The following is an 18,903-nucleotide window of genomic DNA, read 5'->3' on the forward strand; positions in this document are numbered from 1 at the left end:
ACCTTTGCTCGTACGTATTCGTCGATCCCTCAGACCGTCACCTCTGACGCAGTAGCGCGGGGGTCGCAGGAGGCACCGTGCTCACCGCGTTCGCCCGGGCGTTCAAGACGCCCGACCTGCGCAAGAAGCTGCTCTTCACACTCGGCATCATCGTGCTGTACAGGCTCGGGTCCCACATCCCGGTACCCGGCGTGAGCTACAAGAACGTCCAGATCTGCGTGGACCAGATGGGGAGCAGCAACAGCCTCTTCGGTCTGGTCAACATGTTCAGCGGCGGTGCGCTGCTGCAGATCACGATCTTCGCGCTCGGCATCATGCCGTACATCACGGCGAGCATCATCCTGCAGCTGCTGACCGTGGTCATCCCGAAGCTGGAGAACCTCAAAAAAGAGGGACAGTCCGGCACGGCGAAGATCACCCAGTACACGCGCTATTTGACGGTCGCCCTGGCGATCCTCCAGGGCACCGGCCTGGTCGCCACCGCGCGGACCGGCGCCCTCTTCGGTACCTGCCCCGTCGCCCGTGAGATCGTTCCCGACCGCTCGATCTTCACCACGGTCGTCATGGTGCTCACCATGACCGCCGGTACCTGTGTCGTCATGTGGCTCGGTGAGCTGATCACCGACCGCGGCATCGGCAACGGCATGTCCATCCTGATGTTCATCTCGATCGCGGCCGGCTTCGTCGGCGCTCTCTGGACGATCAAGCTCCAGGGCAAGATCGCTGATGGCTGGGTGGAGTTCGCCGTGGTCATCCTGGTGGGCCTCGCGATGGTGGCCCTGGTGGTCTTCGTCGAACAGGCGCAGCGCAGGATCCCGGTCCAGTACGCGAAGCGCATGATCGGACGCCGTGCCTACGGCGGCACGTCCACCTACATCCCGCTCAAGGTGAACCAGGCCGGTGTCATCCCGGTCATCTTCGCCTCGTCGCTGCTGTACATCCCGGCGCTGATCGTGCAGTTCAGCGGTTCGACCGCCGGCTGGGCCACCTGGATCCAGAAGCACTTCGTCAAGGGCGACCACCCGTACTACATCGCCGCCTACTTCCTCCTGATCGTCTTCTTCGCGTTCTTCTACGTGGCGATCTCGTTCAACCCCGAGGAAGTTGCCGACAACATGAAGAAGTATGGTGGGTTCATCCCGGGCATCCGCGCCGGCCGGCCTACCGCCGAGTACCTGAGCTACGTACTCAACCGGATCACCTGGCCGGGGTCGCTGTACCTGGGTCTGATCGCTCTTGTGCCGACAATGGCGTTGGCCGGCTTCGGAGCGAACCAGAACTTCCCGTTCGGCGGGACGAGCATCCTCATCATCGTGGGTGTGGGTCTGGAAACCGTGAAGCAGATCGAGAGCCAGCTCCAGCAGCGCAACTACGAAGGGTTCCTCCGCTGATGCGAATCGTCCTCGTCGGACCCCCGGGTGCGGGCAAGGGAACGCAGGCCGCGTTCCTCGCCAAGAACCTGTCGATCCCGCACATCTCCACGGGCGATCTCTTCCGCGCCAACATCAGCAAGAACACCGAGCTGGGCCGGCGCGCGAAGGCGTTCATGGACGCCGGAGACCTCGTCCCCGACGAGATCACCATCGGCATGGCCAAGGACCGCATGGAGCAGCCGGACGCCGCGGGCGGCTTCCTGCTCGACGGCTTCCCGCGCAACGTGTCGCAGGCCGAGGCGCTCGACGAGATGCTCCAGGGCGCGGGCATGAAGCTCGACGCCGTCCTCGACCTGGAGGTCGAGGAGGACGAGGTCGTCAAGCGGATCGCCGGGCGGCGCATCTGCCGCAAGGACTCCGCGCACGTCTTCCACGTCTCGTACGCGGCGCCGAAGGCCGAGGGCGTCTGCGACGTCTGCGGCGGCGAGCTGTACCAGCGCGACGACGACTCCGAGGCCACGGTGCGCACCCGGCTGGAGGTCTACCACACGCAGACCGAGCCGATCATCGACTACTACAAGGCCCAGGACCTGCTGGTGACGATCGCCGCGCTCGGCGAGGTGCACGAGATCACCCAGCGGGCGATGGACGCCCTGCAGAAGTAGTCACTCCTCTTGTGACCGGCAGTACGGCCGCGGTGTCCCAGTGACACCGCGGCCTTACTGTTGAGAAGACCCGTTTTCGAAGGTGGAAGGTCCCCGTTCATGGTTCAGCTGAAGACCCCCGAGCAGATCGCGAAGATGCGGGAGGCAGGGCTGGTCGTCGCCGCGATCCACGCGGCGACCCGTGAGGCGGCCGTGCCGGGCGCCACGACGCGGGACCTGGACATGGTGGCGCGGAAGGTGATCGCGGACGCCGGGGCCAAGTCGAACTTCCTCGGCTACGGGGGCTTCCCCGCGACCATCTGCACCTCGGTGAACGAGGTCGTCGTCCACGGCATCCCGGACGACAAGACGGTCCTCAAGGACGGGGACGTCATCTCCATCGACGCGGGCGCCATCGTCGACGGCTGGCACGGCGACGCGGCGTACACGGCCTTCGTGGGCACCGGTCACGCCCCGGAGCTCCTCGAGCTGTCGCGCGTCACCGAGGAGTCGATGTGGGCCGGCATCGCCGCCATGAAGTCCGGCAACCGCCTGGTGGACATCTCCAAGGCGATCGAGGGCTACATCAAGCGGCAGCCCAGGCCGGCGACCGGTGAGCACAGCCTCGGCAAGTTCGGGATCATCGAGGACTACGGCGGCCACGGCATCGGCTCCGAGATGCACATGGACCCGCACCTGCTGAACTACGTCTCGCGCAAGCGGGGCAAGGGCATCAAGCTGGTGCCGGGCCTGTGCCTGGCGATCGAGCCGATGGTCTCCCTGGGCACCGCCCAGACGGAGGTACTGGCGGACGACTGGACGGTCATCACCACGGACGGCACCTGGTCCTCGCACTGGGAGCACTCGGTCGCGCTGACCGAGGCCGGCCCCATCGTCCTGACCAGCCCGGACTGCGGCAAGGCGAAGCTGGCGGAGTACGGGGTCACGACGGCCCCGGACCCCCTCGGGTAGCCGCCGCTTAATGATCTAGACTCATGGGCAAACTTTCCGGATTCGTCTTTCTGGGTGCCCTGACGTAGACTGACTCGTCGGCTCGCGTGCATTTCCATGCCTGTGGGCCGATCAAGGTAGCCGATTCGAAAGGCGAAGCGTGGCCAAGAAGCAAGGTGCCATCGAGATCGAGGGCACCGTGATCGAGTCCCTCCCGAACGCGATGTTCAAGGTGGAACTCCAGAACGGTCACAAGGTCCTCGCGCACATCAGCGGGAAGATGCGCATGCACTACATCCGCATCCTTCCCGATGACCGGGTCGTCGTGGAGCTCTCTCCCTACGACCTGACGCGTGGCCGGATCGTCTACCGATACAAGTAGATCTTGTCCTCACTCCTGCCTGGGCGTCCGTCCCGGTGCGGGTGGTGGCACTGACCCGGAGAACCTCACCAACATGAAGGTCAAGCCGAGCGTCAAGAAGATCTGCGACAAGTGCAAGGTGATCCGCCGTCACGGTCGGGTCATGGTCATCTGCGACAACCTGCGCCACAAGCAGCGCCAGGGCTGACGCACGCCGACCGACCTGCACTCCGCAGTTCTTCAGCGCGACGTAAAAACGTACATACGCAGAACCCGCCCAGCCCTGCACAGGGCCGGCGGTACCTCCGGCGGGGGCCGGGGACCCGGACGTACCACCATCCATCAGGGTGGTCGGCGGTCGGGAGTGGTTCTGCGGAAGACCCCCGAACACACAGGAGCCATTTGTGGCACGCGTTTCCGGTGTTGACATCCCGCGCGAAAAGCGTGTGGAGATCGCACTCACCTACGTCTTCGGTATCGGGCGCACCCGGTCCAAGGAGATCCTCGCCTCCACCGGCGTGAACCCGAACACCCGCGTTCGTGACCTGGCCGAAGAGGACCTCGTCAAGATCCGCGAGTACGTGGACGCCAACCTCCGTACCGAGGGTGACCTCCGCCGCGAGATCCAGGGCGACATTCGCCGCAAGATCGAGATCCAGTGCTACCAGGGCATCCGCCACCGTCGTGGCCTGCCGGTGCACGGTCAGCGCACCAGCACGAACGCGCGTACCCGCAAGGGCCCGCGTCGCGCGATCGCCGGTAAGAAGAAGCCGGGCAAGAAGTAGTCCTGTTCAGCGGTCTTGCGCTGTAGGACCGACCACCTCCCGTAGGAGATTTAGATGCCCCCCAAGGGTCGTCAGGGCGCTGCCAAGAAGGTGCGCCGCAAGGAAAAGAAGAACGTCGCTCACGGGCACGCCCACATCAAGAGCACGTTCAACAACACGATCGTCTCGATCACGGACCCCTCGGGCAACGTGATCTCCTGGGCCTCCGCCGGCCACGTCGGCTTCAAGGGCTCGCGCAAGTCCACCCCCTTCGCCGCGCAGATGGCCGCCGAGTCGGCCGCCCGCCGCGCGCAGGAGCACGGCATGCGCAAGGTCGACGTCTTCGTGAAGGGTCCGGGCTCCGGCCGCGAGACCGCGATCCGCTCCCTCCAGGCCACCGGCCTCGAGGTCGGCTCGATCCAGGACGTCACCCCCACCCCGCACAACGGCTGCCGGCCGCCCAAGCGCCGCCGCGTCTGACGCAGCGGACGCCCTGTGCGTTCTTGAGTGTCCGGGCGGTGCGCTCCCTTCGGGGGACGTACCGCCCGTACCCTTGTAAGTCCGCGGCCCTCCGGGGCCGCACCGTCGGGCGTCAAATAGTGGGCGTCCACGACTGAAGGAACAGACATGCTTATCGCTCAGCGTCCTTCGCTGACCGAAGAGGTCGTCGACGAGTACCGCTCGCGGTTCGTGATCGAGCCGCTGGAGCCGGGCTTCGGCTACACCCTCGGCAACTCCCTGCGCCGTACCCTCCTGTCCTCCATCCCGGGTGCCGCTGTCACCAGCATCCGCGTGGACGGCGTCCTGCACGAGTTCACCACCGTGCCGGGCGTCAAGGAAGACGTCACGGACATCATCCTCAACATCAAGCAGCTGGTCGTCTCCTCGGAGCACGACGAGCCGGTCGTGATGTACCTGCGCAAGCAGGGTCCCGGCCTGGTCACCGCTGCCGACATCGCGCCCCCGGCCGGTGTCGAGGTGCACAACCCGGACCTCGTCCTCGCCACGCTCAACGGCAAGGGCAAGCTGGAGATGGAGCTGACCGTCGAGCGCGGTCGCGGCTACGTCTCCGCCGTCCAGAACAAGCAGCTGGGCCAGGAGATCGGCCGCATCCCGGTCGACTCCATCTACAGCCCGGTCCTCAAGGTCACCTACAAGGTCGAGGCGACCCGAGTCGAGCAGCGCACCGACTTCGACAAGCTGATCGTCGACGTCGAGACCAAGCAGGCCATGCGCCCGCGCGACGCCATGGCGTCCGCCGGCAAGACCCTGGTCGAGCTGTTCGGTCTGGCGCGCGAGCTCAACATCGACGCCGAGGGCATCGACATGGGCCCCTCGCCGACGGACGCGGCCCTGGCCGCCGACCTGGCGCTGCCGATCGAGGAGCTCGAGCTCACGGTCCGCTCGTACAACTGCCTCAAGCGCGAGGGCATCCACTCCGTGGGTGAGCTCGTGGCGCGTTCCGAGGCCGACCTGCTCGACATCCGCAACTTCGGTGCGAAGTCGATCGACGAGGTCAAGGCGAAGCTGGCCGGCATGGGCCTGGCCCTCAAGGACAGCCCGCCCGGATTCGACCCGACCGCCGCCGCCGACGCCTTCGGCGCCGACGACGACGCGGACGCCGGTTTCGTCGAGACCGAGCAGTACTGAGAAAGCTTGCGGGGGGCTCGCGCCCCCCGCACCCCCCTCTCGCGACCGCCTGAGGGAACTGACACCGGTACCTGACACGGCCGGTGCAGATATGAAGGAGTAACAATGCCGCGTCCCGCAAAGGGTGCCCGCCTGGGCGGCTCCGCCGCGCACGAGAAGCACCTCCTCGCGAACCTCGCGAAGGCGCTCTTCGAGCACGGCCGCATCACCACCACCGAGGCCAAGGCCCGTCGCCTGCGTCCCTACGCCGAGCGTCTGGTCACCAAGGCGAAGAAGGGCGACATTCACAACCGTCGCCTGGTGCTGCAGACGATCACGGACAAGAGCATCGTGCACACGCTGTTCACCGAGATCGCCCCGCGTTACGAGAACCGCCCCGGTGGTTACACCCGCATCACCAAGATCGGCAACCGTCGTGGCGACAACGCCCCGATGGCCGTGATCGAGCTGGTCGAGGCCCTGACCGTGGCCCAGCAGGCCACCGGTGAGGCCGAGGCCGCCACCAAGCGTGCGGTGAAGGAGGCCGAGGCCAAGACCGAGGCTCCCGCCGAGACCGAGGCTCCGGCCGAGGAGACCAAGGAGGCCTGATCCCCGCCCGGGATCAAGCGTTCTTGATCGGCTCTGAACGGGCCCGCCCCCTTCCGGGGCGGGCCCGTTCTGCGTTCCGGTACGTGTGAGAGAGGATCTGTCACGTGAGTGACGAGGTGGAGCCCGGGCACGTCCGGGTACGGCTGGACCTGTCGTACGACGGCAGGGACTTCTCCGGCTGGGCGAAGCAGCGCACGCTGCGGACCGTGCAGGGCGAGCTGGAGAGCGCCCTGCAGACCGTGATGCGGCTGAAGGAGCCCGTCGAGCTGACCGTGGCCGGGCGCACCGACGCCGGGGTGCACGCGCGGGGACAGGTCGCGCAGTTCGACCTGGCCGAAGAGGTGTGGGCCGAGCACCACGACAAGCTGCTGAGGCGCCTCGCGGGGCGGCTCCCGCACGACGTGCGGGTGTGGAGGGCGGCACGGGCCCCCGAGGGCTTCAACGCCCGCTTCTCCGCCATCTGGCGCCGCTACGCGTACCGCGTCGGCGACCACCAGGCCGGTGTGGACCCGCTGCGCCGCGGGCACGTGCTGTGGCACCAGTGGCCGCTCGACGTGGACGCCATGAACGAGGCCGCCGCCGCGCTGGTGGGCGAGCACGACTTCGCCGCGTACTGCAAGAAGCGCGAGGGCGCCACGACCATCCGTACGCTCCAGCAGCTCAGCTGGGAGCGGGCGGAGGACGGGATCGTCACCGCCACCGTGCGGGCGGACGCGTTCTGCCACAACATGGTGCGCTCGCTGGTCGGAGCGCTCCTGCACGTGGGCGACGGGCACCGGCCCGTCGAGTGGCCCGGGCAGGTGCTGGCCGCCGCCGTACGGGACTCCTCGGTCCACGTGGTCAAGCCGCACGGGCTCACCCTGGAGGAGGTCGGCTATCCGGCCGACGAGCTGCTGGCCGCGCGCAGCAAGGAGGCGCGGAACATGCGCACCCTGCCGGGCAAGGGCTGCTGCTAATCGGTTTGGGCCCCGCGCCGCGGGGCGGGGACAATGCGCGGCATGGGACACCTCGAAGCCAGCCACCTTGAGTACTACCTTCCCGACGGGCGGGTCCTGCTCCCCGACGTCTCCTTCCGTGTGGGGGAGGGGTCGGTGGTGGCCCTGGTGGGGGCGAACGGCGCCGGCAAGACCACCCTGCTGAAGCTGATCTCCGGTGAGCTCCAGCCGCACGGCGGCGGGGTCTCCATCAGCGGCGGCCTCGGCGTGATGTCGCAGTTCGTGGGCTCGGTCCGGGACGAGACGACCGTACGGGACCTGCTGGTCTCGGTGGCGCAGCCGCGGATTCGGGAGGCCGCGAAGGCCGTGGACCACGCCGAGCACCTGATCCTCACGGTGGACGACGAGGCCGCGCAGATGGCCTACGCGCAGGCGCTCAGCGACTGGGCCGACGTCCAGGGCTACGAGGCGGAGACCCTGTGGGACGTGTGCACCACGGCCGCGCTGGACATCCCGTTCGACCGGGCGCAGTACCGCGAGGTGCGCACCCTGTCGGGCGGTGAGCAGAAGCGGCTGGTGCTGGAGGCGCTGCTGCGCGGGCCGGACGAGGTGCTGCTGCTCGACGAGCCGGACAACTACCTCGACGTGCCCGGCAAGCGGTGGCTGGAGGAGCAGCTGGCGGCCACCCGCAAGACGGTGCTCTTCGTGTCGCACGACCGGGAGCTGCTGTCCCGGGCCGCCGAGAAGATCATCAGCCTGGAGCCGGGCCCGACGGGTACGGACGTCTGGGTGCACGGTGCCGGGTTCGACACCTACCACGACGCCCGCAAGGAGCGCTTCGCGCGCTTCGAGGAGCTCAAGCGCCGCTGGGACGAGGAGCACGCCCGCCTGAAGGCCCTGGTGCTGCGGCTGCGCAACCAGGCCGCGAGCAGCCCCGACATGGCCTCGCGGTACCGGGCGATGCAGACCCGCTTCCAGAAGTTCGAGGAGGCCGGCCCGCCGCCGGAGCCGCCGCGCGAGCAGGAGATCCGGATGCGGCTCAAGGGCGGCCGGACGGGCGTGCGCGCGCTGACCGTGGAGAACCTGGAGCTGACCGGCCTGATGAAGCCGTTCTCGCTGGAGGTCTTCTACGGGGAGCGGGTCGCGGTGCTCGGCTCGAACGGTTCCGGCAAGTCGCACTTCCTGCGGCTGCTGGCGGGGGAGGACGTCAAGCACACGGGCAGCTGGAAGCTGGGCGCGCGGGTGCTCCCCGGCCATTTCGCGCAGACGCACGCGCACCCGGAGCTGTTCGGGCGCACCCTCGTCGACATCCTGTGGACGGAGGCCGCGAAGCCGCTGGGCGCCGCCATGGCCGTCCTGCGCCGCTACGAGCTGGACCGCCAGGGCGAGCAGAAGTTCGAGAAGCTCTCGGGCGGGCAGCAGGCGCGCTTCCAGATCCTGCTGCTGGAGCTGGCCGGTACGACGGCGCTGCTGCTGGACGAGCCGACGGACAACCTCGACCTGGAGTCGGCGGAGGCCCTGCAGGACGGTCTGGAGTCGTACGACGGGACCGTGCTGTGCGTGACGCACGACCGCTGGTTCGCGCGCACATTTGACCGTTACCTGGTCTTCGGTTCCGACGGTGTTGTGCGGGAGACTCAGGAGCCCGTCTGGGACGAACGTAGGGTCGAGCGCAAGCGCTGAGGGAGGAGACGCCTACGGTCGTCCGGGACGGACGTAGGCGTCGGGCGCGAGTGCCAGGGGGTGACCTCCCCTCGGCGGGGCGAGGAGGAGAGCTGTGGGGCTGCGGCCTAGCATCTGGCTCATGCGATGGGATCAGCCGGCCACGGCGGGCCGGGTGACGGCCTGGCTCCTGGGGCCGGCCCCGCGGCCCTGGCGGGTGGCTTCCGCCGGGATCCTGCTGGTCATCGCCGTGTCCGCGAGCCTCCAGCCGAAGTGGGGCTCGGACAACGCCTTCGTGGTCAAGGCGGCGGACGCGCTCCTGGCGGGGGTCTCCCCGTACGAGGACAAGCGGTTCCTGTACCTGCCGAGCGCCGTGATCATGGCGGTGCCGGAGGCGATGGTGCCGCGGGCCGTGCTGCGCTGGCTGCTGCCGGCCGGCATGACCGGGCTGCTGGGTGCCGGGTGGTGGGCGTCGCTGCGGCTGTTCGCGGTGCCGCTGGGCTCGCGGATGGCGGTGGGCGGCCTCGGGCTGCTCGCGCTGGCCTACAAGCCGTACGTGAACCTCGTGATGCTCGGGAACTGGACGGCGATCTCGGCGGCCGCCCTGCCGGCGGCCCTGCTCCTCGCGCACCGGCGGCAGTGGGGCGCCGCGGGGCTGGTGGTGGGGCTGGCGATCGCCTGCAAGCCGATGCTGGTGCCGCTGGGGCTGCTCTTCGTGCTGGCCCGGCAGTGGCGGGGGCTGGCGGTGGCGGTGCTGGTGCCGGTGGGGATGTCGCTGGCGGGTGCGCTGCTGATGCCGAGCCCGACGCTGTTCTTCACCAAGACCCTGCCCTTCCTGTTCCAGGGGCAGGACGCCTACGCGCTGCCGTGGGACGCCTCGCCGATCGCGGTGCTGCCGCGGCTGGGGGTGCCCCAGCCGGTGGCGGTGGCGCTGGCCTTCGCGGGGGCCGGGGCGGGGCTTTGGGGCGCCTGGCGGCGCTGGCGGCGGCCGGACTCCGCCGAGCCCGACGGCGGCGAGCTGCGGCTGGCGGAGACGGCCGCCATGGTGATGCTCGCCGCATTCCTGGTCTCGCGGCCCTCCTTCGACCACTACCTGCTGGTGGTGCTGCCGCTGCTGCTGGCGTCGGGGGTGCGGCCGGGCTCGATGCCCCGCTCGCCCTGGTTCTGGGCGGCCCTGACGCCCCAGGTGGCACTGGTCCCGTGGCCCTCGGAGCTGGCCCACAAGCGGCGCGCGTTCAAGGACATGGCGACGCTGTGCGGGCTCGCGGTTCTGCTGGCGCGTCGTGCGCTGCGCTCCGGTCGGGTTACCCTTGAGCCCGTAACAACTGCGGGGTCCCCACCCAGGACCGAACCGGAGTGCGCCGCGACGCCAGCAGAATCGGCATCGCGGACCGCGTTTTGACCCGTACGGGTTTGCTTGGGTACTCTGCTGGTTTGTTATGCGTAGTGGCTTGCTCATTCTCACGTGAGGGCCTTACGCCGGTCCACCGGGCCGATGACCAGCGGTTCACACGGGTTGCGTCCCCGATGTGAACGAGGGCTGTCGTGATCGTCCGTGGTGACCCTGTCAGGACCCTTCCCTCGGGGCTAGCGCCCTATGGGATGACCCACCACTGAAGAAGCGAAGGCATACGCGTGCGTACGTTCAGCCCCAAGCCCGGCGACATCTCGCGCCAGTGGCTCGTCATCGACGCCCAGGACGTTGTCCTCGGCCGTCTGGCGACCCAGGCCGCCGCCCTCCTGCGCGGCAAGCACAAGCCGACTTACGCCCCCCACATGGACATGGGCGACTTCGTCATCATCATCAACGCCGACAAGGTCCACCTGTCGGGCAACAAGGCCTCCCAGAAGATGGCGTACCGCCACTCCGGTTTCCCGGGCGGTCTGCGTTCGGTGCGTTACGACGACCTCCTGGCGAACAACCCGGAGAAGGCCGTCGAGAAGGCCGTCAAGGGCATGCTCCCCAAGAACACCCTGGGCCGTCAGATGCTCTCGAAGCTGAAGGTCTACTCGGGCGACCAGCACCCCCACGCTGCCCAGCAGCCGGTGCCGTTCGAGATCACCCAGGTCGCGCAGTAGTTCCGGCCACCCCCTAAGACGTAGAAAATTCTGAGGAGCATCGTGGCCGAGACCACCGCCGAGACCCCCGTCGACGAGTTCGAGGGCGTCGAGGAGTACACCACCGAGTCGGACGTCGCCGTCGAGGGCGACTACACCTCCGAGTCCCTTGCCGGCCGCTTCGGCGACCCGCAGCCGGCCGCCGGCCTGGGCCGTCGCAAGAACGCCATCGCCCGCGTCCGGATCGTTCCGGGCACCGGCAAGTGGAAGATCAACGGTCGCACCCTTGAGGACTACTTCCCCAACAAGGTGCACCAGCAGGAAGTCAACGAGCCCTTCAAGCTCCTCGAGCTTGACGGCCGCTACGACGTCATCGCCCGCATCTCGGGTGGCGGCGTCTCCGGTCAGGCCGGCGCCCTGCGCCTCGGCGTGGCCCGCGCGCTGAACGAGGCGGACGTGGACAACAACCGCCCGGCGCTGAAGAAGGCCGGCTTCCTCTCCCGCGACGACCGTGCGGTCGAGCGCAAGAAGGCCGGTCTCAAGAAGGCCCGTAAGGCTCCGCAGTACAGCAAGCGTTAATCTGCGCCTGCTGTTCTGCAACGAAACCGCCCCGGCAGCACTCTCTGTGCTGCCGGGGCGGTTCGTTTACCGCCATAAGCGGCACATACCTGTCACTAGCGGTCACAAGCGAAGTGTGAACTCGGGAGGACAACAGTGGGACGACTCTTCGGGACGGACGGTGTACGCGGCGTCGCCAACGCGGATCTGACGGCGGAGCTCGCGCTCGGCCTCTCCGTGGCGGCCGCACACGTACTGGCCGAGGCAGGCACCTTCGAGGGGCACCGCGCCACCGCGGTGGTCGGCCGGGACCCCCGCGCGTCGGGCGAGTTCCTGGAAGCCGCGGTCGTCGCGGGCCTCGCCAGCGCCGGCGTGGACGTCCTGCGCGTCGGTGTGCTGCCCACCCCGGCGGTGGCGTATCTCACCGGTGCGCTGGGCGCCGACCTCGGCGTGATGCTCTCCGCGAGCCACAACGCCATGCCGGACAACGGCATCAAGTTCTTCGCGCGCGGCGGCCACAAACTCGCCGACGACCTCGAGGACCGCATCGAATCCGTGTACGAGGAGCACCGCACGGGCGCGCCCTGGCAGCGCCCCACCGGCTCCGGCGTCGGCCGGGTCTCCGACTACGACGAGGGCTTCGACAAGTACGTCGCCCACCTCATCGGGGTCCTGCCCAACCGCTTCGATGGCCTGAAGGTCGTCCTGGACGAGGCCCACGGCGCGGCCGCTTACGTCTCGCCCGAGGCCTTCGCCCGGGCGGGCGCGGAGGTCGTCACGATCGGCGCCGAGCCCGACGGCCTGAACATCAACGACGGCTGCGGCTCCACCCACCTCGACCTGCTGAAGCAGGCCGTGGTCGAGCACGGCGCCGACCTCGGCATCGCCCACGACGGGGACGCCGACCGCTGCCTGGCGGTGGACCACACCGGCGCCGAGGTCGACGGCGACCAGATCCTCGCGGTGCTGGCGCTCGCCATGCGCGAGGCGGGCGGACTGCGGGAGAACACCGTGGTCGGCACCGTCATGTCGAACCTGGGCTTCAAGCTGGCCATGGAGGCCGAGGGCATCCAGGTCGTACAGACCGGCGTCGGCGACCGGTACGTCCTGGAGTCGATGAAGGAGCACGGCTACGCCCTGGGCGGCGAGCAGTCCGGCCACGTGATCATCCTCGACCACGCGACCACCGGCGACGGCACCCTGACCGGCCTGATGCTCGCGGCGCGGGTCGCGGCCACCGGGCGCCCGCTGGCCGATCTGGCCGGGGTCATGCAGCGGCTGCCGCAGATCCTGATCAACGTCCCGGACGTGGACAAGTCCCGCGTCGCCACCTCCGGCGAGCTGGCCGCGGCCGTCTCCGACGCCGAGCGCGAGCTGGGAGCCACCGGCCGGGTGCTGCTGCGTCCGTCCGGTACGGAGCCGCTCGTACGGGTGATGGTGGAGGCCGCCGACATCGAGCAGGCCCGCGCGGTCGCCGGCCGGCTCGCCGACGTCGTGAAGTCGGCCCTCGGCTAGTCGATCATTTTCCTCCGTGGCGTACCCGGCAGCCGGCTCATCCGTGGCTGCTGGGTGCGCCACAGCAGCTTCCAGCCGATCAGGGTCAGCGAGCCCGCGACGATGATGCCGAGCAGGTTCAGCAGGAGTTGCTCGGCCGATCCCCACATCTGGGCGAACTCCCCGTAGCTGAGAGCCACGGCCGCGTTGGCGGCGGCCGGGACGGTGGTCACCGAGATCGCCACGCCCACCAGCGCCCCGGCCCTCGCCGACGTCAGCGACAGCATCCCGGCCACGCCGGCGAGCACCGCCACGACGAACGAGAACGGGTCGGGCTGCCAGATGAAGCTGGTGTTCGGCCGCGCCTTGTCGAGTATGCCCGGGTGGAACAGCCCGAGCGCGTCCATCGCCAGGCTGAACAGGGTCGTCCCCACGATCGCCGCGGCGAAGCCGACCAGCAGCGCCACCAGCGAGCGCCACGCGTCCTTCGGGGCGCGCCGCACCAGCCCGGTGCAGATCCCCGCGAGCGGACCGAACTCGGGGCCGACGGCCATCGCGCCGACGATCAGGATCGCGTTGTCCAGGACCACGCCGCAGGCCGCGATCATCGTGGCGACGATCATGAAGACGCTGTAGGTGATCGTCAGGGTCGACTCCTCGTGGGTCGACTCCGCGAGCTGCTCCCAGATCACCGCGTCGGCGGCCTCGCCCGGCGCCTCCTCCTCCGCCGCGTCGGCGTGCCGGGAGATGGACAGGTCGATGTTCTCGACGGCGATGGACCCGCTCTCGTCGATGCCGAGGGAGCGCATCCCGTGCAGCAGCTCGTCGGCCGCCTCGCGCGCCACGTCGCACAGCACCAGATCGCCCACGGGGTCGCGGGCGGCGCCGGCGAGCACGACCAGGTGGGTGGTCCCGACCGTCTGCTCGACCAGTCCCACCACCTCCTCGGTGAGGTGGGGCGGGGTGATCATCCTCAGATGCAGCATGGCCGCACCCTAGTGCTAGAGCTTGCGCAGGCTCAGTTTCTGCACCTTGTGGTCGGGGCCCTTGCGGACGACGAGGGTGGCCCGGCCGCGGGTGGGGGCCACGTTCTCCAGCAGGTTGGGCTTGTTGATGGTCCGCCACATCGTCTGCGCGTACTCCAGGGCCTCCTCCTCGGAGACCTGGGTGTACTTGCGGAAGTAGGAGAAGGGGTTCTGGAACGCGGTCTCGCGCAGCTTCCGGAACCGGTTGAGGTACCAGCGCTCGATGTCCTCGGGGCGCGCGTCCACGTACACGCTGAAGTCGAAGTAGTCCGCGAGCCCGACGCGGGTGCGGCCGTCCTTGCCGGGCAGGGCGGGCTGGAGGACGTTGAGGCCCTCGACGATGAGGATGTCCGGGCGGCGTACGACGAGCTCCTCGCCGGGCACGATGTCGTAGATCAGGTGGGAGTAGACCGGGGCCCTCACCTCGTCCTTGCCCGCCTTGATGTCGGCGACGAAGCGGGTGAGCGCCCGCCGGTCATAGGACTCGGGGAAGCCCTTGCGGGAGGTAAGGCCCCTGCGCTGGAGCTCCTTCATCGGGTACAGGAAGCCGTCCGTGGTGACCAGCTCGACGCGGGGGTGCTCCGGCCAGCGGGCCAGGAGCGCCTGGAGCAGACGCGCGACCGTGGACTTGCCGACGGCGACGGAGCCGGCGACGCCTATCACGAAGGGGGTGCCCGGCTGGGCGCCGTGGCCGTTGGCCGCGTCGCCGAGGAAGGTGTTCACGGTGCCGCGCAGGTTGCTGGTGGCGCCGACGTAGAGGTTGAGCAGGCGGGAGAGCGGCAGGTACACGTCCCGCACCTCGTCGAGGTCGATGACGTCGCCGAGGCCGCGCAGCCGCTCGACCTCCTCGGCGGTCAGGGGCAGCGGCGTCCGCTCGCGCAGGGCGCTCCACTCCGCCCGGGTGAGGTCGACGTACGGGGAGGCGTCATGGGCCCGGCGGGGGCCGGGACGCTCCGTTGCGCGGTCCGGCGTACAACGCGTCGGCGAGGTGATCACACCGCCATTGTCGGGGCTCGGGGGCGCTCGTGGGTGGTGGGGTCGGTCACGTGGCGGTGACCGCAGGAGGAAGCGCAGGTGGCAGGGGCGGGACCGGTCGTGCACGTGTACGTATCGATCGGAGGCCTGCCCGGTCTCGTGCGCATCACGATTCCGCCCGTTCGCCCGAAAACCCGCTCGTGTGATCGATCGGGCCGTAGATTGTTCGTCGCCGCGGCGCCGACCTGCGTCCTGACGGCGTTCTGTTGTTCATGGGGGAGATTGTTCGTGCGTACCACTGTCGTCCGTCGTGCCGTCCTGACCGCGTCGGCCCTGTCCCTGACCCTGCTGGCCACCGCCTGCGGTTCGGGCTCGGGTGACTCGGGTGCCGAGGCCGACGGCAAGGCGGACCCGAAGCAGTCCGCGTCCGCGCCGGCCGCCGCGGCCAAGGGGAAGTCGGCCGCGGAGCTGGCGCCGCTGCTGGTCACGCAGGCCGACCTGCCCGAGCACAAGGTGGAGCCGGACGCGGCCGCGAAGGCCGGGGCCGAGCAGAACGCCGCCCCCGACAAGGCCGAGTGCAAGCCGCTGGTCCAGCTCCAGACCCTCGTGCCGCTCGGCAAGCCGGCCGGCACCGCGACCGTCGCCGCCACGGAGAAGCCGAAGAAGCCGGCCGAGGGCGCGTCGGTGGAGGACAAGCTGGACGCGCTCAAGGGCGGCCTGGCCGTGACCCGTACCTCGGTCGGTCTCGCCTCGTACGACGACAAGGGTGCCCAGGAGGCCTTCGGCGCGCTGAAGGCCGCGACCACGGCCTGTGCGGGTGGCTACACGGTCACCCAGGGCACCGAGTCCACCAAGATCGAGAAGGTGGGGTCCTCCCCCGCGGTCTCCGCCGGGGACGAGTCCCTCGCCTACAACACCGTGATGGACCTGAAGGACGGGGACAAGGCCACGATGCAGTTCGTGGTCGTGCGCAAGGGCGACACCCTGGCCACCTTCTACGCGATGAACGTGACCGGTGAGGCCGCCCAGCCCAAGGCGGTCGTGGAGGCGCAGGCCAAGAAGCTCGGATGAGCGGGGCCCGCGCGCGGCGCGCGGCCGCACTGGGCGCCTCGGCCCTCTCCGGGCTGACGCTGGCCCTGCTCGCCACCGGATGCGGGACCGCCCGGCCCGGCCTGGTCCTGGAGATCGTACCGGCGGCCGAGTCGCCCTCCGGGGCGGCCGAGCACGCCTCGAAGGGCAGGGCGCACGAGCTCCCGTCCCGGCTGATCCTGGCGCAGGGGGACCTGGCCGACCACAAGGTCAGCCCCGGGGGCGCGGACGGCGCCCCGGTGAGCGTGGACCGGCCCGAGTGCCGAGAACTGGCCTACGCCGTGACCGGCTACCTGCCGGCCGGGCGGACCGGCTGGGCCAAGGCGTCTGTGGTCGCCGTGCCGGCGCCGCTGCCGCAGGACGCCCCGGAGCCGCAGAAGCGGGCGGCCGCCCTGGACGCGGCCAGCTCGACCGTGACCGTGGTGACCCTCGGCTCGTACGCGGGGGACACCGCCGGCGGGCACTTCGCCGGGGTGCGGGCCGCGGGGGAGGCGTGCGGCACGGGCTACTCGGTGACGGCGAACGGGGAGACCGTCCGGGTCACCCGGGTCCTCGCGCACGCCGCGCACGGCGGTGACGAGGCACTCGCGTACACGGTCGAGGCCGAGCGCGACGGCGAGCAGTACGCCACCGAGCTCATGGTGGTGCGCAAGGGCGGCACCCTCGCCAACCTGGTGGCCGGCCGGGCCTCCGGAGCGGCCGAGCTCGCGGCTCCCGTGGTCGAGGCGCAGCTGCGCAAGCTCGGCTGAGGACACGTCGAACGGATCGTTCGAAAACAGCGTCAACCCCGCCCCGGTGGATTCACCGGGGCGGGGTTTTCGTCTTGTTCGGGTACGCGGCGTGCGGCCGGGCACGGCGTACGCTGCCGCCTATGTGCGGAATTGTGGGTTACGTAGGAGCGCAGTCTGCGCTCGATGTGGTCATCGCCGGACTGAAGCGGCTCGAGTACCGCGGCTACGACTCGGCAGGGATCGCCGTGCTCGCCGACGGCGCCCTCGCCAGCGCCAAGAAAGCCGGAAAACTGGTCAACCTGGAGAAGGAACTGGTCAGTCGGCCGCTGCCGGCCGGCTCCACCGGGCTCGGGCACACCCGGTGGGCGACCCACGGCGGGCCCACCGACGTCAACGCCCACCCCCACCTGGACAACTCCGGGCGGGTGGCGGTCGTGCACAACGGCATCATCGAGAACTTCGCCGAGCTGCGCGCCGAACTGGCCGAGCGCGGGCACCGGCTGGAGTCCGAGACGGACACCGAGGTGGTGGCGCACCTGCTGGCCGAGCAGTTCGGGACGGTGGCGGGCGCGGGCGCGGGCGCGGGCGCCGGCGCCGGGGGCGGGGGCGGGCGGCTCGCGGCGGCCATGCGGCAGGTGTGCAGGCGGCTGGAGGGTGCGTTCACGCTGGTCGCGGTGCACGCCGACGAACCGGACGTGGTGGTCGGCGCGCGCCGGAACTCCCCGCTGGTGGTGGGCGTTGGAGAGGGCGAGAACTTCCTCGCCTCGGACGTGGCCGCGTTCATCGCCCACACCCGGTCCGCGATCGAGCTGGGGCAGGACCAGGTCGTCGAACTCCGCCGCGACGGGGTCACGGTGACCGGCTTCGACGGTGCGCCCGCGACCGTGCGGGCGTACCACGTGGACTGGGACGCCTCGGCGGCCGAGAAGGGGGGCTATGACTACTTCATGCTCAAGGAGATCGCCGAGCAGCCGAAGGCTGTCGCCGACACCCTCCTGGGCAGGATCGACGCGAGCGGCCTGCTGACCCTGGACGAGGTGCGCATCCCCGCCTCGGTGCTCCGCGAGGTCGACAAGGTCGTGATCGTGGCCTGCGGTACGGCGTACCACGCGGGCATGATCGCGAAGCTGGCCATCGAGCACTGGACCCGCATCCCGTGCGAGACGGAGCTGGCCAGCGAGTTCCGCTACCGCGACCCGATCCTGGACCAGCGGACGCTGGTGATCGCGATCTCGCAGTCCGGCGAGACCATGGACACCCTGATGGCGCTGCGGCACGCGCGCGAGCAGGGCGCCCGGGTGCTGGCCGTCTGCAATACGAACGGCTCGACCATCCCCCGCGAATCGGACGCCGTGCTGTACACGCACGCCGGTCCGGAGGTGGCCGTCGCCTCCACCAAGGCGTTCCTGACGCAGCTGGTCGCCTGCTACCTCGTCGCGCTGTACCTCGGGCAGGTGCGGGGCACGAAGTGGGGCGACGAGATCCAGGCGGTGGTCCGGGAGCTGTCGGACATCGCCGCGGCGGTGGACACCGTACTGGAGACGATGGAGCCGGTACGGGCCCTGGCGCGCTCGCTCGCCGACAAGGACACCGTGCTGTTCCTGGGCCGCCACGTCGGGTATCCGGTGGCGCTGGAGGGCGCGCTCAAGCTCAAGGAGCTGGCGTACATGCACGCCGAGGGCTTCGCGGCGGGCGAGCTCAAGCACGGGCCGATCGCGCTGATCGAGAAGGACCTGCCGGTGGTGGTCGTCGTACCGTCGCCGCGCGGGCGCTCGGTCCTGCACGACAAGATCGTCTCGAACATCCAGGAGATCCGGGCGCGCGGGGCGCGGACCATCGTCATCGCGGAGGAGGGCGACGAGGCCGTGGTCCCGTACGCCGACCACCTGATCCGCATCCCGGTGACGCCGACGCTGCTCCAGCCGCTGGTGGCGACGGTGCCGCTCCAGGTGTTCGCGTGCGAACTGGCGACGGCGCGGGGCAACGAGGTCGACCAGCCGCGTAACCTCGCCAAGTCGGTGACCGTGGAATAGGGGCTGGGGTTG

Annotated in this window: 20 protein-coding genes; 18 read left to right on the forward strand and 2 right to left on the reverse strand. The window is 69.7% G+C overall.

From position 1 onward, the window contains the following. Positions 1 to 77: 77 nt before the first annotated feature. The 15 genes from secY (at position 78) to glmM (ending at position 13,059) form a co-directional block, all read left to right on the forward strand. The gene (gene secY, locus ACZ501_RS06145) at positions 78 to 1,391 is read left to right on the forward strand and encodes a preprotein translocase subunit SecY (RefSeq protein ID WP_361597711.1); all 1,314 of its coding nucleotides are present in this window, start codon (positions 78 to 80) and stop codon (positions 1,389 to 1,391) included. Further along, entirely contained in the window at positions 1,391 to 2,038 is a 648-nt protein-coding gene (locus ACZ501_RS06150) for an adenylate kinase (protein WP_361597714.1), read from the forward strand. Before secY ends, ACZ501_RS06150 begins: the two co-directional genes overlap by 1 nt. A 99-nt stretch (positions 2,039 to 2,137) precedes the next feature. Then, the gene (gene map / locus ACZ501_RS06155; protein ID WP_468792944.1) at positions 2,138 to 2,989 is read left to right on the forward strand and encodes a type I methionyl aminopeptidase; all 852 of its coding nucleotides are present in this window, start codon (positions 2,138 to 2,140) and stop codon (positions 2,987 to 2,989) included. A 139-nt stretch (positions 2,990 to 3,128) separates the two neighbouring features. Further along, positions 3,129 to 3,350: a translation initiation factor IF-1 gene (gene infA / locus ACZ501_RS06160; RefSeq protein ID WP_003956442.1), complete on the forward strand. Its 222-nt coding sequence runs from the start codon at positions 3,129 to 3,131 to the stop codon at positions 3,348 to 3,350. A 73-nt stretch (positions 3,351 to 3,423) separates the two neighbouring features. Further along, complete coding sequence (gene rpmJ, locus ACZ501_RS06165) at positions 3,424 to 3,537, forward strand: 50S ribosomal protein L36 (protein ID WP_003956441.1); 114 nt, start codon at positions 3,424 to 3,426, stop codon at positions 3,535 to 3,537. 196 nt (positions 3,538 to 3,733) lie between these two features. Beyond that, positions 3,734 to 4,114 carry a 30S ribosomal protein S13 gene (gene rpsM, locus ACZ501_RS06170; RefSeq protein WP_007265919.1) on the forward strand — a complete coding sequence of 127 codons (381 nt, stop codon included), beginning with the start codon at positions 3,734 to 3,736 and terminating at the stop codon, positions 4,112 to 4,114. Positions 4,115 to 4,168: 54 nt separating this feature from the next. Beyond that, the gene (rpsK, locus tag ACZ501_RS06175) at positions 4,169 to 4,573 is read left to right on the forward strand and encodes a 30S ribosomal protein S11 (RefSeq protein ID WP_003956432.1); all 405 of its coding nucleotides are present in this window, start codon (positions 4,169 to 4,171) and stop codon (positions 4,571 to 4,573) included. Between the two features lie 147 nt (positions 4,574 to 4,720). Further along, a complete protein-coding gene (locus ACZ501_RS06180; RefSeq protein ID WP_007265920.1) occupies positions 4,721 to 5,743 on the forward strand; it encodes a DNA-directed RNA polymerase subunit alpha in 1,023 nt (340 codons plus the stop codon). A gap of 105 nt (positions 5,744 to 5,848) precedes the next feature. Further along, positions 5,849 to 6,331: a 50S ribosomal protein L17 gene (gene rplQ, locus ACZ501_RS06185; RefSeq protein WP_361597721.1), complete on the forward strand. Its 483-nt coding sequence runs from the start codon at positions 5,849 to 5,851 to the stop codon at positions 6,329 to 6,331. Between the two features lie 104 nt (positions 6,332 to 6,435). After that, positions 6,436 to 7,287, forward strand: coding sequence for a tRNA pseudouridine(38-40) synthase TruA (gene truA, locus ACZ501_RS06190; RefSeq protein WP_361597724.1), 852 nt, complete (start codon positions 6,436 to 6,438; stop codon positions 7,285 to 7,287). 33 nt (positions 7,288 to 7,320) lie between these two features. Next, positions 7,321 to 8,949, forward strand: coding sequence for an ABC-F family ATP-binding cassette domain-containing protein (locus tag ACZ501_RS06195; protein ID WP_468792946.1), 1,629 nt, complete (start codon positions 7,321 to 7,323; stop codon positions 8,947 to 8,949). Positions 8,950 to 9,070: 121 nt separating this feature from the next. Beyond that, positions 9,071 to 10,330, forward strand: coding sequence for a glycosyltransferase family 87 protein (locus tag ACZ501_RS06200; protein WP_361597730.1), 1,260 nt, complete (start codon positions 9,071 to 9,073; stop codon positions 10,328 to 10,330). 233 nt (positions 10,331 to 10,563) lie between these two features. Continuing rightward, positions 10,564 to 11,007, forward strand: coding sequence for a 50S ribosomal protein L13 (gene rplM, locus ACZ501_RS06205; protein ID WP_356811224.1), 444 nt, complete (start codon positions 10,564 to 10,566; stop codon positions 11,005 to 11,007). 42 nt (positions 11,008 to 11,049) lie between these two features. Beyond that, the gene (rpsI, locus tag ACZ501_RS06210) at positions 11,050 to 11,565 is read left to right on the forward strand and encodes a 30S ribosomal protein S9 (protein ID WP_030031261.1); all 516 of its coding nucleotides are present in this window, start codon (positions 11,050 to 11,052) and stop codon (positions 11,563 to 11,565) included. A gap of 135 nt (positions 11,566 to 11,700) precedes the next feature. Continuing rightward, positions 11,701 to 13,059, forward strand: coding sequence for a phosphoglucosamine mutase (gene glmM, locus ACZ501_RS06215; protein ID WP_361597735.1), 1,359 nt, complete (start codon positions 11,701 to 11,703; stop codon positions 13,057 to 13,059). Here the strand turns inward: glmM and ACZ501_RS06220 are convergent. Next, the gene (locus ACZ501_RS06220) at positions 13,056 to 14,024 is read right to left on the reverse strand and encodes a DUF389 domain-containing protein (RefSeq protein WP_468792949.1); all 969 of its coding nucleotides are present in this window, start codon (positions 14,022 to 14,024) and stop codon (positions 13,056 to 13,058) included. The two genes, glmM and ACZ501_RS06220, sit on opposite strands and share 4 nt — an antisense overlap. 15 nt (positions 14,025 to 14,039) lie before the next feature. Then, positions 14,040 to 15,059, reverse strand: a complete 1,020-nt coding sequence (coaA, locus tag ACZ501_RS06225) for a type I pantothenate kinase (RefSeq protein WP_361597741.1) — start codon at positions 15,057 to 15,059, stop codon at positions 14,040 to 14,042. Positions 15,060 to 15,326: 267 nt separating this feature from the next. On the opposite strand from coaA, the gene ACZ501_RS06230 reads away from it, so the two are divergent. The 3 genes from ACZ501_RS06230 (at position 15,327) to glmS (ending at position 18,891) form a co-directional block, all read left to right on the forward strand. Next, entirely contained in the window at positions 15,327 to 16,109 is a 783-nt protein-coding gene (locus ACZ501_RS06230; RefSeq protein ID WP_468792951.1) for a hypothetical protein, read from the forward strand. After that, entirely contained in the window at positions 16,106 to 16,876 is a 771-nt protein-coding gene (locus tag ACZ501_RS06235; RefSeq protein ID WP_361597747.1) for a hypothetical protein, read from the forward strand. Before ACZ501_RS06230 ends, ACZ501_RS06235 begins: the two co-directional genes overlap by 4 nt. A 122-nt stretch (positions 16,877 to 16,998) precedes the next feature. Then, positions 16,999 to 18,891, forward strand: a complete 1,893-nt coding sequence (glmS, locus tag ACZ501_RS06240) for a glutamine--fructose-6-phosphate transaminase (isomerizing) (RefSeq protein WP_468792954.1) — start codon at positions 16,999 to 17,001, stop codon at positions 18,889 to 18,891. The last annotated feature ends 12 nt before the right edge of the window (positions 18,892 to 18,903 follow it).

The sequence above is a fragment of the Streptomyces sp. NPDC034085 genome (assembly GCF_055575555.1).

Bases quoted from the DNA above. Each gene is read 5' to 3' on its own strand.
- ACZ501_RS06150 (WP_361597714.1), top strand. From the start codon at position 1,391: ATGCGAATCGTCCTCGTCGGACCCCCGGGTGCGGGCAAGGGAACGCAG.
- map (WP_468792944.1), top strand. From the start codon at position 2,138: ATGGTTCAGCTGAAGACCCCCGAGCAGATCGCGAAGATGCGGGAGGCA.
- rpmJ (WP_003956441.1), top strand. From the start codon at position 3,424: ATGAAGGTCAAGCCGAGCGTCAAGAAGATCTGCGACAAGTGCAAGGTG.
- rpsK (WP_003956432.1), top strand. From the start codon at position 4,169: ATGCCCCCCAAGGGTCGTCAGGGCGCTGCCAAGAAGGTGCGCCGCAAG.
- ACZ501_RS06180 (WP_007265920.1), top strand. From the start codon at position 4,721: ATGCTTATCGCTCAGCGTCCTTCGCTGACCGAAGAGGTCGTCGACGAG.
- rplQ (WP_361597721.1), top strand. From the start codon at position 5,849: ATGCCGCGTCCCGCAAAGGGTGCCCGCCTGGGCGGCTCCGCCGCGCAC.
- ACZ501_RS06195 (WP_468792946.1), top strand. From the start codon at position 7,321: ATGCGCGGCATGGGACACCTCGAAGCCAGCCACCTTGAGTACTACCTT.
- ACZ501_RS06200 (WP_361597730.1), top strand. From the start codon at position 9,071: ATGCGATGGGATCAGCCGGCCACGGCGGGCCGGGTGACGGCCTGGCTC.
- ACZ501_RS06220 (WP_468792949.1), bottom strand. From the start codon at position 14,024: ATGCTGCATCTGAGGATGATCACCCCGCCCCACCTCACCGAGGAGGTG.
- ACZ501_RS06235 (WP_361597747.1), top strand. From the start codon at position 16,106: ATGAGCGGGGCCCGCGCGCGGCGCGCGGCCGCACTGGGCGCCTCGGCC.
- glmS (WP_468792954.1), top strand. From the start codon at position 16,999: ATGTGCGGAATTGTGGGTTACGTAGGAGCGCAGTCTGCGCTCGATGTG.